Source organism: Streptomyces poriticola (assembly GCF_036689765.1).
GTDB lineage: Bacteria > Actinomycetota > Actinomycetes > Streptomycetales > Streptomycetaceae > Streptomyces > Streptomyces poriticola.
This window is the reverse complement of sequence record NZ_JBAGKH010000003.1, coordinates 448,604-468,294: the sequence shown is the minus strand read 5'-3', so window position 1 is coordinate 468,294 and position 19,691 is coordinate 448,604. Positions and strand designations below refer to the sequence as shown.

Sequence of the window (19,691 nt, the reverse complement as noted above, 5' to 3'; positions counted from 1 at the left end):
GTTGCCGCTGGTCATGGCTCCAGGACCACTTTTCCGACGGTGCCGCGGGTCTCCAGCGCCCGGTGTGCGGCGGCGGCCTCGGCGAGGGGGAAGCGCTGGACGGCGGGGGTGAGGCGGCCTTCGGCGGCCTCGGTGAGGGCGCGGAGTTCCAGGGTGCGCAGGGGGTTCGGGCCGCCGGCGCGCTGCAGCATGGCGGGGCCGAGCACCTCCTGCGAGACGCCCTCGACGAGGTAGGGCCCGCCGTCGCGGATGCCCTGGCCGGACCAGCCGAAGACGAGGTGGGTGCCGCCGGGGTCGAGGAGGGCGACGGCCTCGCGGGCGATGTCCCCGCCGACGCCGTCGAGGACGACGGTGGCGGGCCGCCCGCCGAGCCGGGCGCGGACCTTGGCGGGCCAGTCGGCGGCCGTGTAGTCGACGGCGTGGTCGGCGCCGCCCGCCGCGACGCGGGCGGTCTTCTCGGGCCCGCCGGCGAGGCCGACGACGGTGGCGCCGGTGTGCTCGGCGTACTGCACCAGCAGGGTGCCGATGCCGCCGGCGGCGGCCGGGATCACGGCGACCGCGTCCGGACCGAGATCGGCGAACTGCAGGATGCCCAGCGCCGTACGGCCCGTGCCGATCATGGCGACGGCGGCGGCGTCGTCGAGCGTGCCGGGGATCTCGTGCAGCCGGGCGGTGTCGGTGACGGCCAGTTCGGCGTAGCCCCCGGGGGCGAAGCCGAGGTGGGCGACGACGCGCCTGCCGAGCCAGTCGGGGTCGGTGCCCTCGCCGAGGGCGTCGACGACACCGGCGACCTCGCGGCCCGGGACGGTCGGCAGCGTCGGCGGTTCGGGGGCGGGGCCCTGCATGCCCTCGCGCAGGGCGGTGTCGAGGAGGTGGACACCGGCCGCGCGGACGGCGATACGGACCTGGCCGGGGCCGGGAGCCGGGTCGTCGACCTGCTCGAGGGTGAGGTTCTCGGCCGGGCCGAAGGCGTGCAGTCGGACGGCGTACATGGGTGCCCCCTGGGTGGATGGTGCGGTGCGTTTCGCTCCGGTGGGGACCACTCAACGACCTCAAGCATGCTTGAGGTCAACCTCCCCTCCGCCGAGGGCCAGGGACACGGCGGCCAGGGCACTGGTGAACGACACCTCCGACAGCACCCCGGGCGCCGCCACCTGGTCACCGGCGAGATAGACGCCGTCGCCGCGGTCGACGGCGGGCCGGTCGCGCCAGCTGGTGCCGGGCAGGTCGACGGCGCCGGTACGGCCGTTCGCGACGGCCTGGCGGCGCCAGGTGACACGCTCGCGCCAGCCCGGGAGGCCGAGGTCGAGCAGCTCCTCGGCGCGCGCGATGCCGTCGGCCTTCGCCTCCCCGGGACCGATCGGGATCTGCCCCTGGATCAGCTGCTCGCCGGCGGGCGCCAGGGCGCGGTCCTGCGCGGTGAACCGTTCGATCCAGCCCGGTGCGTCCAGGTCGGAGACCGCGAAGGCGTCGCCGCGCCGGGTGCGTACGGCGAGGTCGATCAGGGCGGTACGGCCGCTCGGCCAGGTCAGGGAGGCGTCGCCGAGCAGGCGGCGGGCGGCGTCCAGGGAGGTGGCGACGACGACGGGGGTGCCGGTGGGCAGGGCGTCGACGCGGGACAGGGTCTCCATCCGGACGCCGAGGTTCCAGGCGCGGGCGGCCATGCGGTCGATCAGCCCGCCCCAGCCGCCGCGCGGGTAGTGCGCCTCCGGGGGCAGCTTGGCGGCGCGGCGCAGCCGCTCCTGCACGAACGCGGCGGACAGCGAGCCGGGGTCGTGGTGGAACAGGGCGACGGCCGCGTAGTGGGCGGCGGCGCGGGCGCCCTCCTCGCCCGCGACGCCGGTGGCCCATGTGCGGAAGTCGATGTCGACGGGGGCCCGGCGCACGCCGCGGCGCAGCAGCTTGAGCATGGCGAACGGCGGGGTGCGGCGCAGTGCGCCGTGGTGCCGCAGTCGCAGCCGGGCCGCCTCCAGCGGGGGGATCGGGGCGAGCGGACCGATCAGGTCGCGCTGCCTCAGCCAGGCCCAGTGCGGGCCGCCGTTGTAGAGGGCGTGCGGCCCTTCGTTCGTCCGGTACGGGCCCTCGGCGGTTCGGGCGCGTCCGCCGAGGGTGTGGTGGGCCTCGTGGACCGTGACCCTGGCGCCCGCCTCGGCGGCGGTGATGGCCGCGGTGAGTCCGGCGAAGCCGCCGCCGATGACGGTGATCCGGTGCATCTGGGGTCTCCCTCGGGTCGTTGGTCCTCTGCGGTCCTTCTGCCGTTCCTCTGCGCAGACGACCGACCCGGGTGCCGGAATGTGACATCGGGCTCCACGGCGCCGGTTCGGTGCAGGTCGGGCGGGCTGTCAGTGGTGGGGTGCAGCATGGGGGCATGGCGAGGAGAGCGGTTGGCGGAGCCGGTGCGGGCGGTCCCGGGAGTTCGCGCGGCCCGGGTGGCGGGACCGGACCGGGCGGCGCGGCGGTGGTGCGGGCGGCGCGGCGCCCGGAGGTGCGGTTGCCGCCGCTGGAGACGTACGCAGGCGGGGACCTCGAGCCCGACGGGGACTACGACGGTCTGCGGATCGAGGAGGTGGACCTCGCGGGCCAGGACGGGGCGGGGTCGCGCTTCCTGGACTGTGCGCTGACGGGGTGTGTGCTGGACGAGACGGTGCTGCGGCGGGCGCGGCTGCTCGACTCGGTGCTGACCGGAGTGCGGGGGGTGGGCACCGATCTCGCGGAGGCCACCCTGCGGGAGGTCGAGCTGGCCGACGCCCGGCTGGGCGGGGCGCAGCTGCACGGTGCCGCGCTGGAGCGGGTGCTGGTCCGCGGCGGCAAGTGGGACTTCGCGAATCTGCGCAGGGCCCGGCTGAAGGACGTGGTCTTCGAGGGCTGTGTGCTGGTGGAGCCGGACTTCGGGGGCGCCCGCCTGGAGCGGGTCCAGTTCGTGGACTGCGCGGTCAGGGGCGCCGACTTCACCGCGGCCGCCTTCGTCGACGTCGATCTGCGCGGTGCCGTGCCGCTGGAGATCGCCCGCGGGGTGGACCGGCTGGCGGGCGCGGTGATCAGCCCGGCGCAGCTGCTGGACCTGGCCCCGGTGCTGGCGGCCGAGCTGGGGGTGCGGGTGATGCCGGAGGGGACGGACGGACGGGGGTAGGCGCTGGACGGGCGGCCGGGCGGGGCCGTCGCGGGACGGGCGGCCCGGGGACAGGTGCCCGCGGGCGGTCGCCGGGTCCGGCACTCCGTCATGGCACGCGTGGGAAGCGGGCCTGGAGGGTCCAGATCGCCGGGTTGTCGGCCAGGCCCTCGTGCAGGTCCACGAGGTCGGCGAGCAGGTCGTGCAGGAAGTCGCGGGCCTCCCGGCGCAGTTCGGCGTGGGAGAACGACAGCGGCGGTTCGGACGCCGGGAGCCACTCCGCATCGACGTCGACCCAGCCGAAGCGGCGTTCGAACAGCAGCCGGTCGGTGGACTCGGTGAAGTCCAGCTCCGCCCGCTGCGGTCCGGCGGCTCTGGAGCCGGCCGGATCCCGGTCGAGGCGCTCCACGATGTCGCACAGCGCCCAGGCGAAGTCGAGCACCGGGACCCATCCCCAGGCTGTGGAAATCTCCCGGTCGGCCTTGGTGTCCGCCAGATAGACGTCCCCGCAGAACAGGTCGTGCCGCAGTGCCCGCACGTCGGCGCGCCGGTAGTCGGTCTGCGGGGGGTCGGGGAAGCGGTTGGAGAGGGCGTAGCCGATGTCGAGCACAGGGTGATGGTGTCATGGTGCCGGCCGGGCTCGTCGGGGCGGCCTGCGCCGCCACCGGGGCCGCCCGGGCCGTGCTGACGGCCGCCGGGAAGGAGAGCCGGCGGATCACGGCCGCCGTCGTCGGCTGACCGACCAGCAGCGGTCGCCCGCCGGGCCCGGGTACATGGTCTGCCAACAGGCGTTTCACGTGAAACGCCACATAGGATCGTAGCGTGCGCAACCGCCGTCCGCTCGCCCTGGTGACCGCCGCCGTGGCCGCCGTCGCGGCATGCGGGGGCGTGCACGGCACCCCCGGCGGCTCCGGCATGAGCGAGCGCGACCCGTACTTCCCGAAGGCGGGCAACGGTGGCTACGACGTCACCCACTACGCCCTCGATCTCGTCTACGACCCCGACGGTCACCGCCTCACCGGAACGGCGACCGTCACCGCCCGCGCCACCCGGGACCTCTCCGCGTTCAACCTGGACCTGAAAGGCCTGAGCGTCGGCAAGGTCACCGTGGAGGGCCGCAACGCCCGCTTCAACCGCGCCGGACAGGAGCTCACCGTCCGCCCTCCCGCCGACCTCGACAAGGGCGAGACGTTCCGCGTCGCCGTCCGCTACTCCGGCTCCCCGGTGACCGTCACCGACCCCGACGGGTCGAAGGAGGGCTGGCTGCGCACCGCCGACGGAGCGCTCGCCCTGGGGCAGCCGGTCGGGTCGATGGCCTGGTTCCCCGGCAACCACCACCCTTCCGACAAGGCGTCCTACGATCTGACGGTGACCGTGCCGGAGGGACTCGGGGCGGTATCCAACGGCGAGTTGACCGGCGAGCGCAGCGCCCGGGGCCGGACCACGTACACCTGGCGCACCACCGAACCGATGGCGAGCTACCTGGCCACGGTGGCGATCGGCGAATGGGACATCCGCCACTCCAGCACCCCGGACGGGCTTCCGGTCCTCACCGCCACCGACCCCCGGCAGACGCGGGCCGCTCGCCCCGTGCTGGCACAGATCCCCGACATCATCGTCTGGGCGCAGGACCTGTTCGGCCCGTACCCGTTCTCCTCCACCGGTGCGATCGTCGACCGGCCCCAGGACATCGGCTATGCCCTGGAGACCCAGAACCGGCCGACGTTCCCCGGCACCCCCGACACCGTCCTGCTCGTCCACGAGCTCGCCCACCAGTGGTACGGCAACTCCGTCTCGCCGAAGACCTGGCGGGACATGTGGCTCAACGAGGGCTTCGCCACCTACGCGGAGTGGCTGTGGCAGGAGGACCACGGCGGCGACACCGCCGAAGAGATCTTCGACGCGCTCTACGACGGCCGCTACTTCGGCGACCCGGGCGCGGACGCGGCCGTCTGGGCGTTCCCACCCGCCGACCCTCCCGACGCGGCGCACATCTCCGCCGCCCCCGTCTACCAGCGGGGCGCGATGGTGCTGCACCGGATCCGGCAGGAGATCGGCGACGACGCCTTCCGCACCCTGCTCAAGGGCTGGGCCGCGGACCACCGGCACGGCAACGCCGACACCGCCGACTTCACCGCCTACGCCGAACGCACCGCACCGGACACCGACTTCACCCGGATCTGGGACGACTGGCTCTACGGCGACGGCAGACCGCCGCGCCCCTGACCGCCCTGCGCCACGCCACGGGGACCGCTCCGCACGCCGGGGCGGTCGACGCCGTTCCTCGGACGGTTTCCCGGCGCTCAGCCCGTCGGGTCCGGAGCGGTCAGGTCAGCGGCGTACCGATCGAGTGGGATGGTGCAGCCCGGGAGGCGGGGGGCGAGGGCTCCGAGGGCGAGGGCCGCGGCTTCCCGCGCGCGGCCCAGGTCCACGAACGCAAGCGCGAGAAGGGCCGTGACCGCGTCGTCGAGGTGGACCGATGCTCTGTCGCGCTCCGCGAGCAGCAGGTCGGCACCGGCCTGCGGACGGCCGAGTGCGCGCAGGGTGCTCGCGAGCTGGACGACGGCCTGGCGCCGGCGGTCGCCGTCCAGGCCGGCGTCAAACGCCTCCCGGTGCAGCGGTACTGCGCGCTCACCCAGGTCCGTCGTGTCGTGGGGGCGGCGGCGGGTTCGAACGCGGAGACCGGGTGTCCCGCCGGGAGTTCGCCGGTCAGCGTCTTCATCCGCGCGCGGAACTCCGCCTCGGGGCAGTCGTCGAAGGCCGCCCACAGGGCGGCGCACCGCTCTTCCCAGTCCGCCGTGGTCGTCGTGGTCGACGGAACTCCTCTGTGGATGCCCCGGTTGCCGGGACGGGGAGGAAACGGGCTCCGGGAAGCAGGGAAGGAAGCGGGTTTCAGCCGGGGGGACGTCAGTCCCCCGTCGCGTCAGTCCCCGTCGCGTCGAGCAGGGTGGCCAGGTCCGGGGGCCAGAGCGCCTCGGGGGCCTCGGTGAGGTCCTTCCGTGACCACCAGCGCCAGGTGAGGATGCCGTCCTCGGCGTGGGCGGCGGCGAGACGGGCGCCGGTCGGTTCGCGGCGGGGGCCGTGGGCGAGATAGATGTGCTCGTGCTGGCGGACCGGGCCGCGGCTGCCGTGGGTGAAGTCGTGCTCCCAGGTGCACAGCAGCGGGCCAGGCGTCAGGTCCGTCCAGCCGGTCTCCTCGCGCAGTTCGCGCAGCGCGCCCTCGCGGGGCGTCTCGCCGGGTTCCAGTCCGCCGCCGGGCATGGCCCAGTGCACGCCGACCTCGATGTTGTCGTAGCGGAAGAGGAACACGGCGCCGTCAGGGTCGAGTACGGCCGTCCGGGCTGCGCGGCGCGGGGTACGTGGCGCTCGGTTCACGGCGTCTCCGGTGGAAGCGGGGGCAAGGCCCGGGAGGGCCGACGCGGCAGGTCCACCGAGCGGCTCGGTGGACCTGCCGTGGTGTTGTCCGTGCCGGAACTCAGACGTTGACGCCGAAGTCCTGGGCGATGCCCACCAGGCCCGAGGCGTAGCCCTGGCCGACCGCGCGGAACTTCCATTCGGCGCCGTTGCGGTACAGCTCGCCGAAGACCATCGCCGTCTCCGTCGCCGCGTCCTCGGAGAGGTCGTAGCGGGCGATCTCGGTGCCGCCGGCCTGGTTGATGATGCGGATGTAGGCGTTGCGGACCTGGCCGAAGTTCTGGCTGCGGTTCTCGGCGTCGTAGATGGAGACCGGGAAGACGACCTTGTCGATGTCGGCCGGGAGCGCGGCGAGGTTGACGTTGATCGCCTCGTCGTCGCCGGCGCCCTCGCCGGTGCGGTTGTCACCGGTGTGGACGATGGTGTTGTCCGGCGTCTGCTTGTTGTTGAAGAAGACGAAGTGGGCGTCCGAGTACACCTTGCCCTGTGTGCTGACCGCGATCGCGGACGCGTCGAGGTCGAAGTCGGTGCCCGTGGTGGTGCGGACGTCCCAGCCGAGGCCCACGGTGACGGCGGTCAGGCCCGGAGCCTCCTTGGTGAGCGAGACGTTGCCACCCTTGGACAGGCTTACTGCCATTTTTTGGGAGTCCCTTCCCTCGTGTGCGTACGGCAAGAGCTGTACCGCAAGAAAGCTACAGCTACCCCTACGAACGACGCGGGGGGTACCCAAGGTTCCAGGTCTCTTTACTTTCTTTACCCGGGATATTCGGGTGACGCGGGCCGGTCGCGGGCGGGAACATGGACGGCATGTCCGGTCCGTACCTCATCCGCGGCTCCGTCTCGCTCCCCGAGGCCGAGCTCATGTGGCGTTTCTCGCGCTCCTCGGGGCCCGGCGGGCAGCACGTCAACACCACCGACTCCCAGGTGGAGCTGCGCTTCGACCTGGCCCGCACCGAGGCCCTGCCCGCGGTGTGGAAGCAGCGCGCGCTGCGGCGGCTGGCCGGGCGGCTGACCGACGGGGTCGTCAGCGTCCGAGCCTCCGAGCACCGTTCGCAGTTCCGCAACCGCGAGGCCGCCGCCGTACGTCTGGCGGCCCTTCTCGCCGAGGCCACCGCGCCGCCTCCCAGGCCCCGCAAACCCACCCGCATCCCCCGCGGTATCAACGAACGCCGGCTCAGGGAGAAGAAGCAGCGCTCGGAGACCAAGCGGGGGCGCTCCCCGAAGAACTGGACCTGAGGGCGCTCCCGGACGGGCCTCAGGGCAGCGCCAGTACTCCCACGGTCTGGTCGCCGCTCGTCTCCCCGTCGGTCTCGAAGCCCAGGCCGAGATAGAAGTCCCCCGGGCCGGTCGGGCCCGGGTGCCAGGTGGTGTAGAGGCGGTCGCCGCCGCGCCGGCGGATCTCCGCGGCCACCGATTCCACCGCGAACCGGCCGTAGCCGCGGCCCTGCTCCTCGGCAGCGATGTTCAGCCGCCACAGCCCCGAGCGGAACACACTGCCGTCCGCGTGCCAGTCGATGCCGAGGAAAGCCATCAGGAAGCCGACCGGCCGGCCGGCGTCGACGATCAGGCGGGGCCAGGCGGTGTCCCGGTGGACGTACGCCTCGGCGAGCGACTGTGCGACCGGCTCGACGGCGTGTTCCTGGTCCGGGCGGACCCGGACGGCGAGGGCGGCCTCGAGGTTCCCCGCGGTGATCTCTTCGAGCCGCGGCCCGGGTGGCGTCGTCGTGCGGGTCGTCATGCGCGCACCCTAGGCGAGTGATCAACACCGGGCCACGGAATTTCCGGGCCCGCCCCGGGCCGCCAGGTCCGCCTCCGCGGGCCGGCGGGCTCGCGGGCTCAGCCCAGATGCCGGTAGCGGCCCCGGAAGTAGGTCAGCGGGCGGCCGTCCGCGCTCGGTACGTCGGCGGTCAGGACCCGGCCGATGACCAGGGTGTGGTCACCCGCCGGAACCCGCTGCTCGGTGCGGCACTCCAGGGTGGCCAGCGCGCCGCCCACCAGGGGCGCCCCGGACACCTTGCCGCGGACGTAGGGGATGTCCTCGAACAGCAGCCGGTCGCTGACCCGCCCCTTCATCGCGAAGCGGCCGGCGATGTGCCGCTGGCTCTCGGACAGCACCGAGACCGCCCATAGCGGCTGCTCGGTGAGCAGGTCGTCCATGCGGGCACCCGCGCGCAGGCTGACCAGCACCAGCGGCGGGTCCAGGGAGACGGAGACGAAGGCCGTCGCCGTCATGCCGACGTCCTCGCCGGCCGGCGCCATGGGGTCGTCCGGATCCAGCGGCGGCTCCTGCGCGGTCACGAGGACCACACCCGAGGCCAGCCGGGACATCGCGGCGCGGAACTCGTCGTTGCTCACCCCCTCAGCATGCCCGGCGGCCGCGGCCGGCAAGGGGGAGGCGGGGGAGGTGGCGGCGGGAGAGTTCGACACGCCGCCACGCTAGACGGCGCCCGCCGGGCCGCACATCGGCCGCGGGTCCCAGCCGGGTCCTAGGACCTCGGTCCGAGGCGGCCCCGCGGCAGGCCCCGCGTCTCGCACCCCGCACCCGCGCCGCCTCCTGCCTCTCGCCGCGAACCGCGTGCACGCATCCGCACTCTGTGTTCAGTAAACGCACGGGAAAATCGCAGAAACACCACTCAATTGTTCATCTTTCGCTGTGACTTGAGTCACAAGGAGCAGGAATTGTTGACCCTGTGTACCGAGTGGGCAGCGCGCTGTGATTCAGTGGCGGGGAAGCTGCAAGGCGCCACCGGACCGCCACCCAACCACCACGCACCACCACTGCACACCAGGCGCCGAAGAGCATCCCTTGATTCGCTGCGAGGTCTCGGGGGGAGGGCGAGCATGGAGACCGAGTCGGAGCCGTACGTCCGTCTTGCGTCCCTGCGGCAACTGCACCAGGTCATGGCCGACATGAACACGGCCCGCAGCCTGGCGGACACGCTGCAGACCGTCGCCGACGGCGCCGTCCACGCCCTCGGCTACGAACTGGCCTGCGTCAACCTCGTACGCCCCGACGGCGACCTCGTCGTCGCCGCCTTCTCCGGCAACCAGGCCGCCGAGGCCCTCATCACCGGCCGCGTCGGCTCCCGCGACTCCTGGGACCGGCGGCTGAACATGGGCGAGCGGTGGGGCGACCTGGTCTTCATCCCGTACACCGAGGGCTGGATCCTCGACGACGACGATGTCCCGCAGTGGTACACCGACGGCCCCGCGCCCCGCTTCGAGGGCGAGTGGCACCCCGCCGACCGCCTCTTCGCCCCCATGTACGCGCCCGGTGCGCAGGGCGGCGGCTCCAGCGGCGAGCTGATCGGCGTCCTGTCCGTGGACCGGCCGCGCAACGGCCGGCGGCCCGGCGCCTGGGGCCGCGAGGCTCTGCAGATGTACGCCTTCCAGGCCGCGATCGCCATCAGCAACGCCCGGCTCCGTTCCAACATGCAGCGAGCCCTGGTCCGCCTGGAGCGCGAGCAGCAGGCCCTGCGGGCCAGCGAGGAGAGCTTCCGGCAGGCCTTCGAGTACGCCCCCTCCGGCATGGCCATCGCCGAGATGGGCGACCAGTACGGCCGCATCCTGCGCACCAACGACGCGCTGTGCCGGCTGCTGGGCCGCCCCGCCTCCGCGATGCGCCGCTACTCCTTCTCCGACCTGGTCCACCCGGAGGACATAGGCACCCTGCTGCGCACGTCCGCGGAGGGCGGTCGCGCGGAACTCCGGCTCGGCCGCCGCAACGGCACCTACGTCTGGGTGTCGCTGCGCAACAGCGTCGTCGCCGACGCCGCCGACGGCCCTCGGTTCCTGCTCACCCACGTCGAGGACATCGAGGAACGCAAGCGCCGCGAGCTCCAGCTCGCCCACCGCGCCTCCCACGACTCCCTCACCGGACTGCCCAACTCCGCCGAACTGCGCGCCCGGCTCTCCGCCCGGCTGTGCCGGCGCCCGCAGTCCACGCACTCCGCGGTGGACGCCATGGACGCCGCCTACGGGGACGTCGTGTACGACTCCGGCGGCCACCGCTTCGAGTTCCCGCCCGGACCGGAGCCGTACGGCGGCTTCGACCACCATGTGCACACCGTCGCCCCCGAGGGCGACCGCGACGACGGCACCAAAGGGCTCGCAGTGCTCTTCTGCGACCTCGACGGCTTCAAGTCGATCAACGACCGGTTCGGGCACAACGCGGGCGACGCCGTCCTCATCGAGGTCGCCCGGCGGCTCGGCGGCGGCGTCCGGGACGGCGACACGGTCGCCCGGCTCGGCGGCGACGAGTTCGTCATCCTCGCCGACGGGCTCGGCCGCGCCGACGCACAGGACCTCGCCGTCCGGCTGCGCAACGAGATCATCCAGCCGATCCGGGCCGAGGGACGGGCCGTCCGGGTGGGCGCCAGCTTCGGCATCGGGTGGGCCCACTGCGGGATGACGGCGGACGAAGTGTTGAAGTCCGCTGACGAACGGATGTACGTAGAGAAACGATCTCGTCCCAAACAGCATCGCCGTGCCGGATGATCCCAGGTCAGTGCGCTGATGCGGGCGGAGTCACCCGTTTGGGCCATACGGAGCGGGTAGGCTCGCCCTCTCACGACTCTTATCGCACATGCACCGCATCCGGTTAGGAGACCTAGGGATGACGCCCGGCAACAACGGCGCGAGCACGCCCGAGGACGACGACCCGTTCGGCTATCTGTACGCCGACGGGCAGGCCAACGGGGCCCAGCCGCCGTCCGGTGGCTACGGCTACCCCAACTCGGTCAACCGGGTGCGGACCGTCGGCTCGCGGCAGTACGGGCAGCAGCCCCCCGCCGCCGCGCCCCCGCAGCAGGCCGCCCACCCGCCGCAGCAGGGTGGCTACGGCAACCCGAACCCGCACTACGCCGCGCCGGAGACCTTTCCCGGCGGCGGGGGCGGCGCCGGCGCCGGCTACCACCAGCCGTCCCACGGCGGAGGCGGCGGCAGACGGGGCCCCAACACCAAGGGGCTGCTGATCGGCGCCATCGCGGTGGTCGCCGCGGTCGTGGTGGGCATCAGCGTCGCGATGATGGGCGGCGACGACACCGAGGGCGGCAACACCGACGACCAGGCCGGCAACAGCACCCCGTCCCAGTCCCAGAACAGCGAGCCCAGCCCCTCGGCCAGCGACAGCGCCGAAGAGGAGGTCGAGCTGCCGACGATCGACGCCAAGGCGCTGCGCCTCGGTCCCGGCGTGGCCACCGCCTCGGACGTCGAGGGTGCCGAGGCCGACGGCGGCGTCTACGTCACCAACCTCAACTCGGTCGGGGCCTCGGTCACCTGGAGCGTCGACGGCATCCCCGAGGACGGCGCCTACACCCTCTTCGCCCGGTACAGCACGGCCGACGAGGACCAGTCGATGACGGTGACCATCAACGGCAAGACCTTCGGTTCCAAGATGAACCTGGGCAACTTCACCGGCGCCAAGGACGGTGACTTCGCCAAGGGCTGGACCAAGACGTACATCTGGCCCACCCTCAACAAGGGCACCAACACCATCACCGTCTCCTGCCAGGACGGCGACAAGTGCAACGTCCTGCTGGACCAGCTGTCGCTGAAGAAGGGCCAGGTCAAGGACTGAGGCCGCGGAGCCGTTCCTAGGCGGCGCTGGCTTCCGCCGTCACGGCCACCCGCCCCAGCAGTTCCTCGTACGACCCCCGGTCGAACTCGCCCGCCACCGGCGCCTGCACCGTCGCCGCCGACAGGGCGACCGCGCGGGCCAGCCGGTCCGGCCAGGGCAGCCGCTCCACCAGGCCGGACAGCAGGCCCGCGACCACGGAGTCACCGGCGCCGGTCGGGTTGCCGTGGACACGGCGGGGCGGCGCGGCCCGCCAGTGACCCTCCGGGGTCAGCGCGAGCAGGCCCTGCGCGCCGAGCGAGGCGACCACGGAGCGGGCGCCGCGCCGGCGGGCGTCCTGGGTGGCCCGCAGCGGCTCGTGCGCGCCGGTCAGCTCGGCGAGCTCCTCCGAGTTCGGCTTGATCAGATCCGGCCGGGCGGCGACCGCCCGGCGCAGCGGCTCCCCGCCGGTGTCCAGCAGCACCGGCACCCCGGCCGCCCGGGCCGTGCGCACCAGCCCAGCGTACGCACCCACCGGCACGCCGGGTGGCAGGCTGCCGCACAGGGCGACCGCGTCGGCGCCGGCCAGCAGATCCTCGTACGCCTCCTGGAAGGCGCCCCACTCGGCGGGGGAGATGGCCGGGCCGGGCTCGTTGAGCTGTGTGGTGTCGCCGGTGCGGTCGTCCACCACGGCTATGGTGCGGCGGGTGCTGCCCGCCACCGGAACCAGCGCGTCCGCCACCCCGCGGAGGGCGGCGAGCCCCTCCTGCACGGACCGCCCCGTGGCGCCGCCCGTGAAACCCGTGACCGTCACCCGGTGGCCGAGGGCCGCCAGCACCCGGGCCACGTTCAGGCCCTTGCCGCCGGGCCGCTCGGCGACCTCGGTGACCCGGTGGGAGGAGTGGGGCCGCAGCCCTCGTACGCGATAGGTGATGTCGAGAGCGGTGTTCAGTGTGACCGTGAGGATCACCTGGGCGACCTCCCCCGATTGCTGCGTGTGCCGGTGCCCGGAGCCATCGGCTCAGGGCTTCTCCTAAAGGCACGATCATGCCAAACGGACGGCGGTCGGCCCAGCCCCGCGTCGGCCACGGTCCGAGCGACTCGTGGGACGGATCAGCCCAGTTGGGGATCGACCACCCAGGCGCCCTGCCGCATCACGCCCACCACGTCGAAGCCCTCGTCCAGCACCACCAGGTCGGCGTCCTTGCCCGGCTCCAGCGAACCGATCCGGTCGGCCATGCCCAGCAGCCGGGCCGGGTTGGCGGACAGCGCCGTGACCGCGTCCTCGACCGACAGGCCGTCCACCGTCACCGCACGCTTGAACGCCCGGTCCAGGGTGAGCGTCGAACCCGCGATGGAGCCGCCTTCCACCAGCCGGGCCACCCCGTCCGCGACCTCGACCTCCAGCGGGCCGAGCATGTAGCGGCCGTCGCCGAAACCGGCCGCGTCCATCGCGTCGGTGATGAAGGCGACCCGCGACGCGCCCGCGTGGTGGAAGGCCAGTTGGAGCGCGGCCGGATGCAGATGGATACCGTCGTCGATCAGCTCGACGGTGACCCGCTCGTCCTCCAGCAGCGCGGTGATCGGGCCCGGGGCGCGGTGGCCGACCGGGGGCATGGCGTTGAACAGGTGGGTGGCGACGGTGGCGCCCGCGTCGATGGCCTGAACCGTCTGCTCGTACGTGGCGTCGGTGTGCCCGACCGCCGCGATCACACCGTGTTCCGCGAGCAGGCGCACGGAGTCGATGCCGCCGGGCAGCTCGGTGGCGAGGGTGACCATCCTGGCGTGTCCGTGCGCGGCGTCGATCAGCTTGCGGACCTCGGCCGGGTCCGGGTCGCGCAGCAGCTCCTCCGAGTGGGCGCCCTTGCGGCAGGGGGAGATGAACGGGCCCTCGTAGTGGATGCCTGCGATGTCGCCCTGCTGGGCCAGCTCCGCCAGCAGCCCGGCGCGCCGGGCGAGGAAGTCCAGGTCGCCGGTGACGGTGGAGGCGACCAGGGTGGTGGTGCCGTGCAGCCGGTGGGTGCGGATGCCCCTGAGGACCTCCTCGACGGTGCCGGAGGTGAAGGAGGCGCCGCCGCCGCCGTGGTTGTGGATGTCGACGAAACCGGGAACGACCCAGTGGCCGGTCAGGTCGACGGCCTCGGTGTGCGCGGCCTCGGTGGCCTCGGTGTCCGCGGTCTCGGCGTCCGTGTCCGCGATCCGGGTGCCGTCGACGAGCACGCGGCCGTCGTCCACGGTCCCGGTGGGCAGCACCACCCGGGCACCGGCGAGAACCTTGCGTGGGGCCATCAGGCGGTTACCTCCGGGGAGTCGCAGTCGAGGTCGTGGGGGAAGCCGGCGCCGTGGGGCACGCCGCAGCCGTGGGGGAGGCCGGGACCGCGGAAGCCGCGGCCGTGGGAGCCGCGGCCGTGGGAGCCGCGGCCGTGGGAGCCGCGGCCGTGGGAGCCGCGGCCGTGGGAGCCGCGGAGAGCAGATCCCAGGCCAGCAGCCCGGCCCCGAGGCAGCCCGCGGTGTCCCCCAGGGCCGCGGGGACGATCTCGGGCAGCTTCTGGAAGGTGACGCGCCGCCGCACGGCGTCCCGCAGCGGTGTGAACAAGGTTTCCCCCGCCTCGGCGAGACCGCCACCGATGATCAGGGTGCGCGGGTCCAGCAGAGTGACGGCGGTGACCAGCCCGTCGGCCAGCGCCTCCACCGCCTGGGACCACACCCGCTCGGCGTCGGGGTCGCCCGACTCGACGGCCTCGGCGCAGTCCGCGGCGTCCGCGCCCGGGTCCCCGCACGCCTCGGCCCACGCCTGGCTGACCGCCGCCGCGGAGGCGAACCGCTCCAGACAGCCGTGCTGCCCGCAGGGGCACGCCGCACCGCCGGGCCGGACGACGACATGGCCGATCTCGCCCGCGAAGCCGTGCGCGCCCGCCTCCACCCGGCCGTCGATGCCGATCGCGCCCGCGATGCCGGTGCCCAGCGGCACGAACAGGAACCGGTCGGCTCCCCGGCCCGCCCCGAGCCGGCCCTCGGCGAGTCCGCCGGAGCGCACGTCGTGGCCGAGGGCGACCGGGATGCCGCCGAGCCGCTCGCCCAGCAGGTCCCGCAGGGGGACGTCGCGCCAGCCGAGGTTGGCGGCGTAGACGGCGGTGCCGGCCGCTTCGTCGACGATGCCGGGGACGGCGACGCCGGCCGCGACGGCGGGCTCGCCGAACCGGTCGGTGCCGAGCGCGCGCAGGCCGGCGGCGAAGTCCAGGATGTCCGCGACCACCGCGTCCGGGCCGCGGTCGCGGCCGGTGGCGCGGCGGGCCCGGTGCAGCAGCGCGCCGTCCGCCCCGACCAGGGCGGCCTTCATCCCGGTGCCGCCCACATCGAGGGCGATGACATGTCTCACGGGGACAGTGTGGCCCGACCACCCGCAAGAGGTCTAGTCCACTCGCATGGTGTAGACCATAATCCGGTAAGCGAACGGCCGGTTTCCGCGAACGGACCGGTGGTCGAACACAGTCGACGGGTTGGGGACGGATCGGTGCAGCGGCGTAGGGCAGGAACGGTCGCGATGGTGTCCGCACTGGGCATGACGGCGGTCCTCGGCGGCTGCGGGGTCACCGGCGACTCGGGCGGCGTGACGCTGAGGCTGGTCGCCGCCGACTACGGCGACAGCAAGGCCAACAGCTCCCAGAAGTACTGGGACGAGCTGGCCAAGGCCTTCGAGGCCGAGCACCCCGACGTGCACGTCGACGTCACCGTCCACTCCTGGAACGACGTCGACCGCGAGGTCCGCGAGATGGTCGAGGCCGGCCGGGCGCCCGACCTGGCGCAGATCGGGGCCTACGCCGACTACGCGGCCGACGACCTGCTGTACGAGGCCGACGACGTGCTCTCCATCCAGTCCCAGGCCGACTTCGTCTCCCAGCTCGCCCTTGCCGGGCAGGTCAACGGGGTGCAGTACGGGCTGCCGTTCGCGTCCTCCACGCGCGTGCTGTTCTACAACAAGGCCCTCTTCGAGAAGGCCGGCCTCACCCCGCCCAAGAGCTGGGACGACCTCGCCGAGGCCGCCGAGGCGCTCAAGGAGGAGGGCGTGAAGTACCCGTACGCCCTGCCGCTGGGCCCGGAGGAGGCACCGGCCGAGACCCTGCAGTGGCTGCTCAGCGGGGGCGGCGGCTACACCGACACCGTCGGCACCTACGACATCGACTCCCCGCGCAACACCGGCACCCTCACCTGGCTCAAGGACGAACTGGTCGGCAAGGGTCTCACCGGCCCGGTCGCGCCCGGCGAACTCAACCGCGCCGACGCCTTCGCGGCCTTCGCCGACGGCGACGTCGGCATGCTCAACGGCCACCCGACCCTGATGAAGGCCGCCGCCGCAAAGGGCGTGGAGTTCGGCATGGTGCCGACCCCCGGCATCGACGGCGGGAGCCGGGTCACGCTGGGCGTGGCCGACTGGATGATGGCGTTCAGGAAGAGCGGCCACCAGAAGGAGATCGGCGACTTCCTGAACTTCGTCTACAGCGACGACAACGTCCTGGACTTCTCCCGCCGCTACGACCTGCTGCCGGTCACCACCTCCGCCTGGGAGGTCATGAGCACCGCCGAGGAGGACAAGGACCTCCAGCCGTTCCTGAAGGAGCTGGTGCTCTCCGAGCTGTACCCGGTCGGCAAGACCTCCTGGGCGTCGGTCAGCGCCGACATCAAGAAGCGCATAGGCCAGGCGGTCTCCTCCGGGGGCGACCCGAGGTCGGTCCTCCGGGAGATCCAGGCCACGGCGGTGCGGGCGCAGAGCTCGGAGTAGGCCCGGCGGCTGCACCGGATGTCAGTGGCCGGGGCTACCGTCGGAGACATGGACGACCAGCAGCAGTGGGGCGAGCGGGAGCGGGGCATCCTCGCGCTGGAGCGCCGCGGCTTCCCCGGCCCCGGCGCCAAGGAGCGGGCGATACGCGAGGAGCTGGGCCTGGCGCCCGTCCGCTACTACCAGCTGCTCAACGCCCTGCTGGACGACCCGCGTGCGCTGGCGGCCGACCCGGTCACGGTGAACCGGCTCAGAAGGGTCCGGGAGACCCGCCGAACCGAGCGCTGACGGCCCGGAGCCCCGTCCCGCCCGGCCGGGGGTGGCTCACGCGGCCGGGGGTGGCCCACCCGGCTGGGGGTGGGCCACGCGGCCGGGGGTAGCTCATGCGGCCAAGCGCCCCACCCGGCCGGAAGCGGCCCACGCGAGGCGTGCCCGCCCCCGCGGCGGGATAGTTTCCCGGCATGGGCAGCCCACAGGACTCCACCCCCTCCAATCCCGCCGACCCCACCACCCACTCCGGCAACCCGGCGGACGTCTTGCCGACCCCGGCGGGCCGGGCCGGGCGCGACGGCCTCGCCGCCCTCCTCGCCGACCCCGGCCGTGCGGTGATCGCCCTCGACTTCGACGGCACCCTCGCCCCGATCGTCGCCGACCCCGAACAGGCCCGTGCCCACCCCGACGCCGTCCCCGCCCTGGTGGCGCTGGCCCCGAAGGTCGCCTCCGTCGCGGTGATCACCGGCCGCCCGGCCGCCGTCGCGGTCCGGCACGGCGGCTTCGCGGGTGTGCCCGGCCTGGAACACCTCGTGGTCCTCGGCCACTACGGTGCCGAGCGCTGGGACGCCGCCACCGGTGCGGTCACCGCGCCCGAGCCGCACCCCGGCGTCGCCGCCGTCCGCGCCGAACTCCCCGGCCTGCTGGAGCGGTCCGGGGCCGGGCAGGGCGCCTGGACCGAGGACAAGGGCCGTGCGGTGGCCGTGCACACCCGCCGCGCGGGCGACCCGCAGGCCGCCTTCGAGGCGCTGCGCACCCCGCTGGCCGACCTCGCAACCCGCCACGGCCTGATCGTCGAACCGGGCCGCCTGGTCCTGGAGCTGCGCCCGCCCGGCATGGACAAGGGCGTCGCCCTCCTGGACCACGTCCGCGCCACCGGCGCCGCCGCGGTCCTCTACGCCGGCGACGACCTCGGCGACCTCCCGGCCTATTCCGCCGTCGCCGCCCTCCGCACCGACGGCACCCCCGGCCTCCTGGTCTGCAGCGGCAGCGACGAGGTCACGGCCCTGAGCGAACAGGCGGACGTGGTGGTCGACGGCCCGGCGGGGGTGGTGGGCCTGCTGCGGACCCTGGCGAGCCACCTCACCTGACCCGCGGAGGCCGGGCGCGGCAGGCGGCCCGGAACGCCTGTCCCTCAGCCCCGCAGCGCCGTCAGCTGCTCGACGAACCACCGGCCCGGGGGCAGGGCTGTCGCCGCCGCGGTCAGGCGCTTGGAGCGTTCGGCGCGCTCGCCCGGGGGCATGGTGAGCGCCTCGTGCAGGGCCTGCGCCGTGCGCGTCACGTCGTAGGGGTTGACGACGACCGCGTCCTCGCCCAGCTCCTCGTACGCCCCCGCCTCCCGTGACAGCACCAGGGCGCACCCCTCGTCGGAGACGACCGGCACCTCCTTGGCGACGAGGTTCATGCCGTCCCGGACCGGGTTCACCAGGGCCACGTCCGCCAGCCGGTACGCCGCGAGGGACCGGGCGAAGTCGTCCTTCACATGCAGCACGACCGGCGTCCACCCCGCCGTCCCGTACTCGCCGTTGATCACCTCGGCCACCCGCCGCACCTCGGCGGTGTAGTCCCGGTACACGGCGAGGTCCTGCCGCGACGGATAGGCGAACGCGACGTGCACCACCCGCTCGCGCCACTCCGGCCGGTCGGCCAGCAGCTGCCGGTAGGCCAGCAGCCCGCGCACGATGTTCTTGGACAGCTCGGTCCGGTCCACCCGGACGATCGCCTTCCGGGCGGTCCCCTCCGGACCCGTGCCGATCTCCGCCCGCAGCGCCGCCAGCCGCTCGTCCACGTCGGCCTCGTGCGACCGCCGCCGCAGGAACTCCGCGTCGGCACCGAGGCCGTGCACCCCGATCCGGGTGTCCCCGAGCCCGCCGACCAGCGTCTCGCAGCACCGCGTGAACGCCTCGGCCCAGCGGTGCGTCAGGAACCCGAGCCGGTCGGCGCCCAGCATGCCGCGCAGCAGCTGCCCGGCGATGTCGTCGGGCAGCATCCGGAAGTACTCCACCGGCGCCCACGGTGTGTGCGAGAAGTGGCCGATGCGCAGGTCCGGCCGGAGAGCGCGGAGCATCCCCGGGACCAGCGCCAGGTGGTAGTCCTGCACGATCGCGACCGCGCCCTCGGCGGCCTCCTCGGCCAGCGCCTCGGCGAAGGCCCGGTTGTACGTCTCGTACGACGCCCACTGCCGCCGGAACTCCGCGTCGAAGACCGGCTCCAGCGGGGTCTGGTAGAGCATGTGGTGGACGAACCACAGCACCGAGTTGGCGATGCCGTTGTAGGCGTCGGTGTGCACCTCGGCCGGGATGTCCAGCATCCGTACGCCCGGCTCACCGGTGCCGCGCCGCACCGCCGCACGGTCGCCGTCGCCGAGCGCCGAGCACACCCACAGCGCCCCCGCGTCCGGACCGATCGCGGACAGCCCGGAGACCAGCCCTCCGCCGCCCCGTTTCGCCTGCAGCGAGCCGTCCTCCCGGACCTCGTACGAGACCGGCCCACGGTTGGAGGCCACCAGGACCCGGGCAGCACCGAACGTCGAAGCCATAGCCCTCAACCTAGCCCGGCCCGGAAAC

Annotated in this window: 19 protein-coding genes and 1 pseudogene; 8 read left to right on the top strand and 12 right to left on the bottom strand. The window is 73.7% G+C overall.

Annotated elements, in window-relative coordinates; translation table 11 throughout:
* Window positions 1-11: 11 nt before the first annotated feature.
* Together V5O46_RS07220 and V5O46_RS07215 are read right to left on the bottom strand one after the other, a co-directional pair.
* Complete coding sequence (locus V5O46_RS07220; protein WP_332883593.1) at window positions 12-992, bottom strand: zinc-binding dehydrogenase; 981 nt, start codon at window positions 990-992, stop codon at window positions 12-14.
* Between the two features lie 60 nt (window positions 993-1,052).
* The gene (locus V5O46_RS07215; RefSeq protein WP_332883592.1) at window positions 1,053-2,213 is read right to left on the bottom strand and encodes an NAD(P)-binding protein; all 1,161 of its coding nucleotides are present in this window, start codon (window positions 2,211-2,213) and stop codon (window positions 1,053-1,055) included.
* 155 nt (window positions 2,214-2,368) lie between these two features.
* On the opposite strand from V5O46_RS07215, the gene V5O46_RS07210 reads away from it, so the two are divergent.
* Window positions 2,369-3,130, top strand: a complete 762-nt coding sequence (locus V5O46_RS07210; RefSeq protein ID WP_332883591.1) for a pentapeptide repeat-containing protein — start codon at window positions 2,369-2,371, stop codon at window positions 3,128-3,130.
* A gap of 88 nt (window positions 3,131-3,218) precedes the next feature.
* Here the strand turns inward: V5O46_RS07210 and V5O46_RS07205 are convergent, their stop codons facing one another.
* Window positions 3,219-3,719 carry a hypothetical protein gene (locus V5O46_RS07205; RefSeq protein WP_332883590.1) on the bottom strand — a complete coding sequence of 167 codons (501 nt, stop codon included), beginning with the start codon at window positions 3,717-3,719 and terminating at the stop codon, window positions 3,219-3,221.
* 212 nt (window positions 3,720-3,931) lie between these two features.
* Here V5O46_RS07205 and V5O46_RS07200 point away from each other — a divergent pair, with 212 nt between their 5' ends.
* Window positions 3,932-5,335: a M1 family metallopeptidase gene (locus V5O46_RS07200; protein ID WP_332883589.1), complete on the top strand. Its 1,404-nt coding sequence runs from the start codon at window positions 3,932-3,934 to the stop codon at window positions 5,333-5,335.
* A gap of 77 nt (window positions 5,336-5,412) precedes the next feature.
* On the opposite strand, the gene V5O46_RS07195 is transcribed toward V5O46_RS07200, so the two are convergent.
* The 3 genes and pseudogenes from V5O46_RS07195 to V5O46_RS07185 all read right to left on the bottom strand — a co-directional run bounded on the left by V5O46_RS07195 (window position 5,413) and on the right by V5O46_RS07185 (window position 7,160).
* On the bottom strand, window positions 5,413-5,877 hold the full coding sequence (locus V5O46_RS07195) for a tetratricopeptide repeat protein (RefSeq protein ID WP_332883701.1): 465 nt from the start codon (window positions 5,875-5,877) through the stop codon (window positions 5,413-5,415).
* Between the two features lie 139 nt (window positions 5,878-6,016).
* Window positions 6,017-6,472 (bottom strand): annotated as a pseudogene (locus V5O46_RS07190) (NUDIX hydrolase); the annotation flags it as partial.
* Window positions 6,473-6,584: 112 nt separating this feature from the next.
* The gene (locus tag V5O46_RS07185; protein ID WP_332883588.1) at window positions 6,585-7,160 is read right to left on the bottom strand and encodes a TerD family protein; all 576 of its coding nucleotides are present in this window, start codon (window positions 7,158-7,160) and stop codon (window positions 6,585-6,587) included.
* Window positions 7,161-7,321: 161 nt separating this feature from the next.
* On the opposite strand from V5O46_RS07185, the gene arfB reads away from it, so the two are divergent.
* Window positions 7,322-7,759 (top strand): alternative ribosome rescue aminoacyl-tRNA hydrolase ArfB, encoded by a 438-nt coding sequence (arfB, locus tag V5O46_RS07180; RefSeq protein WP_332883587.1) that lies wholly within the window; start codon window positions 7,322-7,324, stop codon window positions 7,757-7,759.
* A gap of 19 nt (window positions 7,760-7,778) precedes the next feature.
* On the opposite strand, the gene V5O46_RS07175 is transcribed toward arfB, so the two are convergent.
* Both V5O46_RS07175 and V5O46_RS07170 read right to left on the bottom strand, forming a co-directional pair.
* Window positions 7,779-8,261 carry a GNAT family N-acetyltransferase gene (locus V5O46_RS07175; RefSeq protein ID WP_332883586.1) on the bottom strand — a complete coding sequence of 161 codons (483 nt, stop codon included), beginning with the start codon at window positions 8,259-8,261 and terminating at the stop codon, window positions 7,779-7,781.
* A gap of 98 nt (window positions 8,262-8,359) precedes the next feature.
* Window positions 8,360-8,950 (bottom strand): flavin reductase family protein, encoded by a 591-nt coding sequence (locus tag V5O46_RS07170; RefSeq protein WP_332883585.1) that lies wholly within the window; start codon window positions 8,948-8,950, stop codon window positions 8,360-8,362.
* Between the two features lie 414 nt (window positions 8,951-9,364).
* Here V5O46_RS07170 and cdgB point away from each other — a divergent pair, with 414 nt between their 5' ends.
* Together cdgB and V5O46_RS07160 are read left to right on the top strand one after the other, a co-directional pair.
* Window positions 9,365-11,020: a diguanylate cyclase CdgB gene (cdgB, locus tag V5O46_RS07165; protein ID WP_332883584.1), complete on the top strand. Its 1,656-nt coding sequence runs from the start codon at window positions 9,365-9,367 to the stop codon at window positions 11,018-11,020.
* 118 nt (window positions 11,021-11,138) lie between these two features.
* On the top strand, window positions 11,139-12,101 hold the full coding sequence (locus V5O46_RS07160; protein WP_332883583.1) for a carbohydrate-binding protein: 963 nt from the start codon (window positions 11,139-11,141) through the stop codon (window positions 12,099-12,101).
* Window positions 12,102-12,117: 16 nt separating this feature from the next.
* Here the strand turns inward: V5O46_RS07160 and V5O46_RS07155 are convergent, their stop codons facing one another.
* The 3 genes from V5O46_RS07155 to V5O46_RS07145 form a co-directional block, all read right to left on the bottom strand.
* Window positions 12,118-13,047, bottom strand: coding sequence for a 1-phosphofructokinase family hexose kinase (locus V5O46_RS07155; RefSeq protein ID WP_332883582.1), 930 nt, complete (start codon window positions 13,045-13,047; stop codon window positions 12,118-12,120).
* A gap of 143 nt (window positions 13,048-13,190) precedes the next feature.
* Entirely contained in the window at window positions 13,191-14,366 is a 1,176-nt protein-coding gene (gene nagA, locus V5O46_RS07150) for an N-acetylglucosamine-6-phosphate deacetylase (RefSeq protein ID WP_332883581.1), read from the bottom strand.
* Between the two features lie 7 nt (window positions 14,367-14,373).
* On the bottom strand, window positions 14,374-15,417 hold the full coding sequence (locus V5O46_RS07145; protein ID WP_408648935.1) for an ROK family protein: 1,044 nt from the start codon (window positions 15,415-15,417) through the stop codon (window positions 14,374-14,376).
* A gap of 174 nt (window positions 15,418-15,591) precedes the next feature.
* Between V5O46_RS07145 and V5O46_RS07140 the strand changes: the two genes are divergently transcribed.
* From V5O46_RS07140 to otsB, 3 genes are all read left to right on the top strand, one after another.
* Window positions 15,592-16,857, top strand: a complete 1,266-nt coding sequence (locus V5O46_RS07140) for an ABC transporter substrate-binding protein (RefSeq protein ID WP_456300718.1) — start codon at window positions 15,592-15,594, stop codon at window positions 16,855-16,857.
* Window positions 16,858-16,905: 48 nt separating this feature from the next.
* Window positions 16,906-17,142 (top strand): DUF3263 domain-containing protein, encoded by a 237-nt coding sequence (locus V5O46_RS07135; protein ID WP_332883578.1) that lies wholly within the window; start codon window positions 16,906-16,908, stop codon window positions 17,140-17,142.
* Window positions 17,143-17,315: 173 nt separating this feature from the next.
* Complete coding sequence (gene otsB, locus V5O46_RS07130; protein WP_332883577.1) at window positions 17,316-18,215, top strand: trehalose-phosphatase; 900 nt, start codon at window positions 17,316-17,318, stop codon at window positions 18,213-18,215.
* 44 nt (window positions 18,216-18,259) lie between these two features.
* On the opposite strand, the gene V5O46_RS07125 is transcribed toward otsB, so the two are convergent.
* Entirely contained in the window at window positions 18,260-19,663 is a 1,404-nt protein-coding gene (locus V5O46_RS07125; RefSeq protein ID WP_332883576.1) for an alpha,alpha-trehalose-phosphate synthase (UDP-forming), read from the bottom strand.
* Window positions 19,664-19,691: the final 28 nt, after the last annotated feature.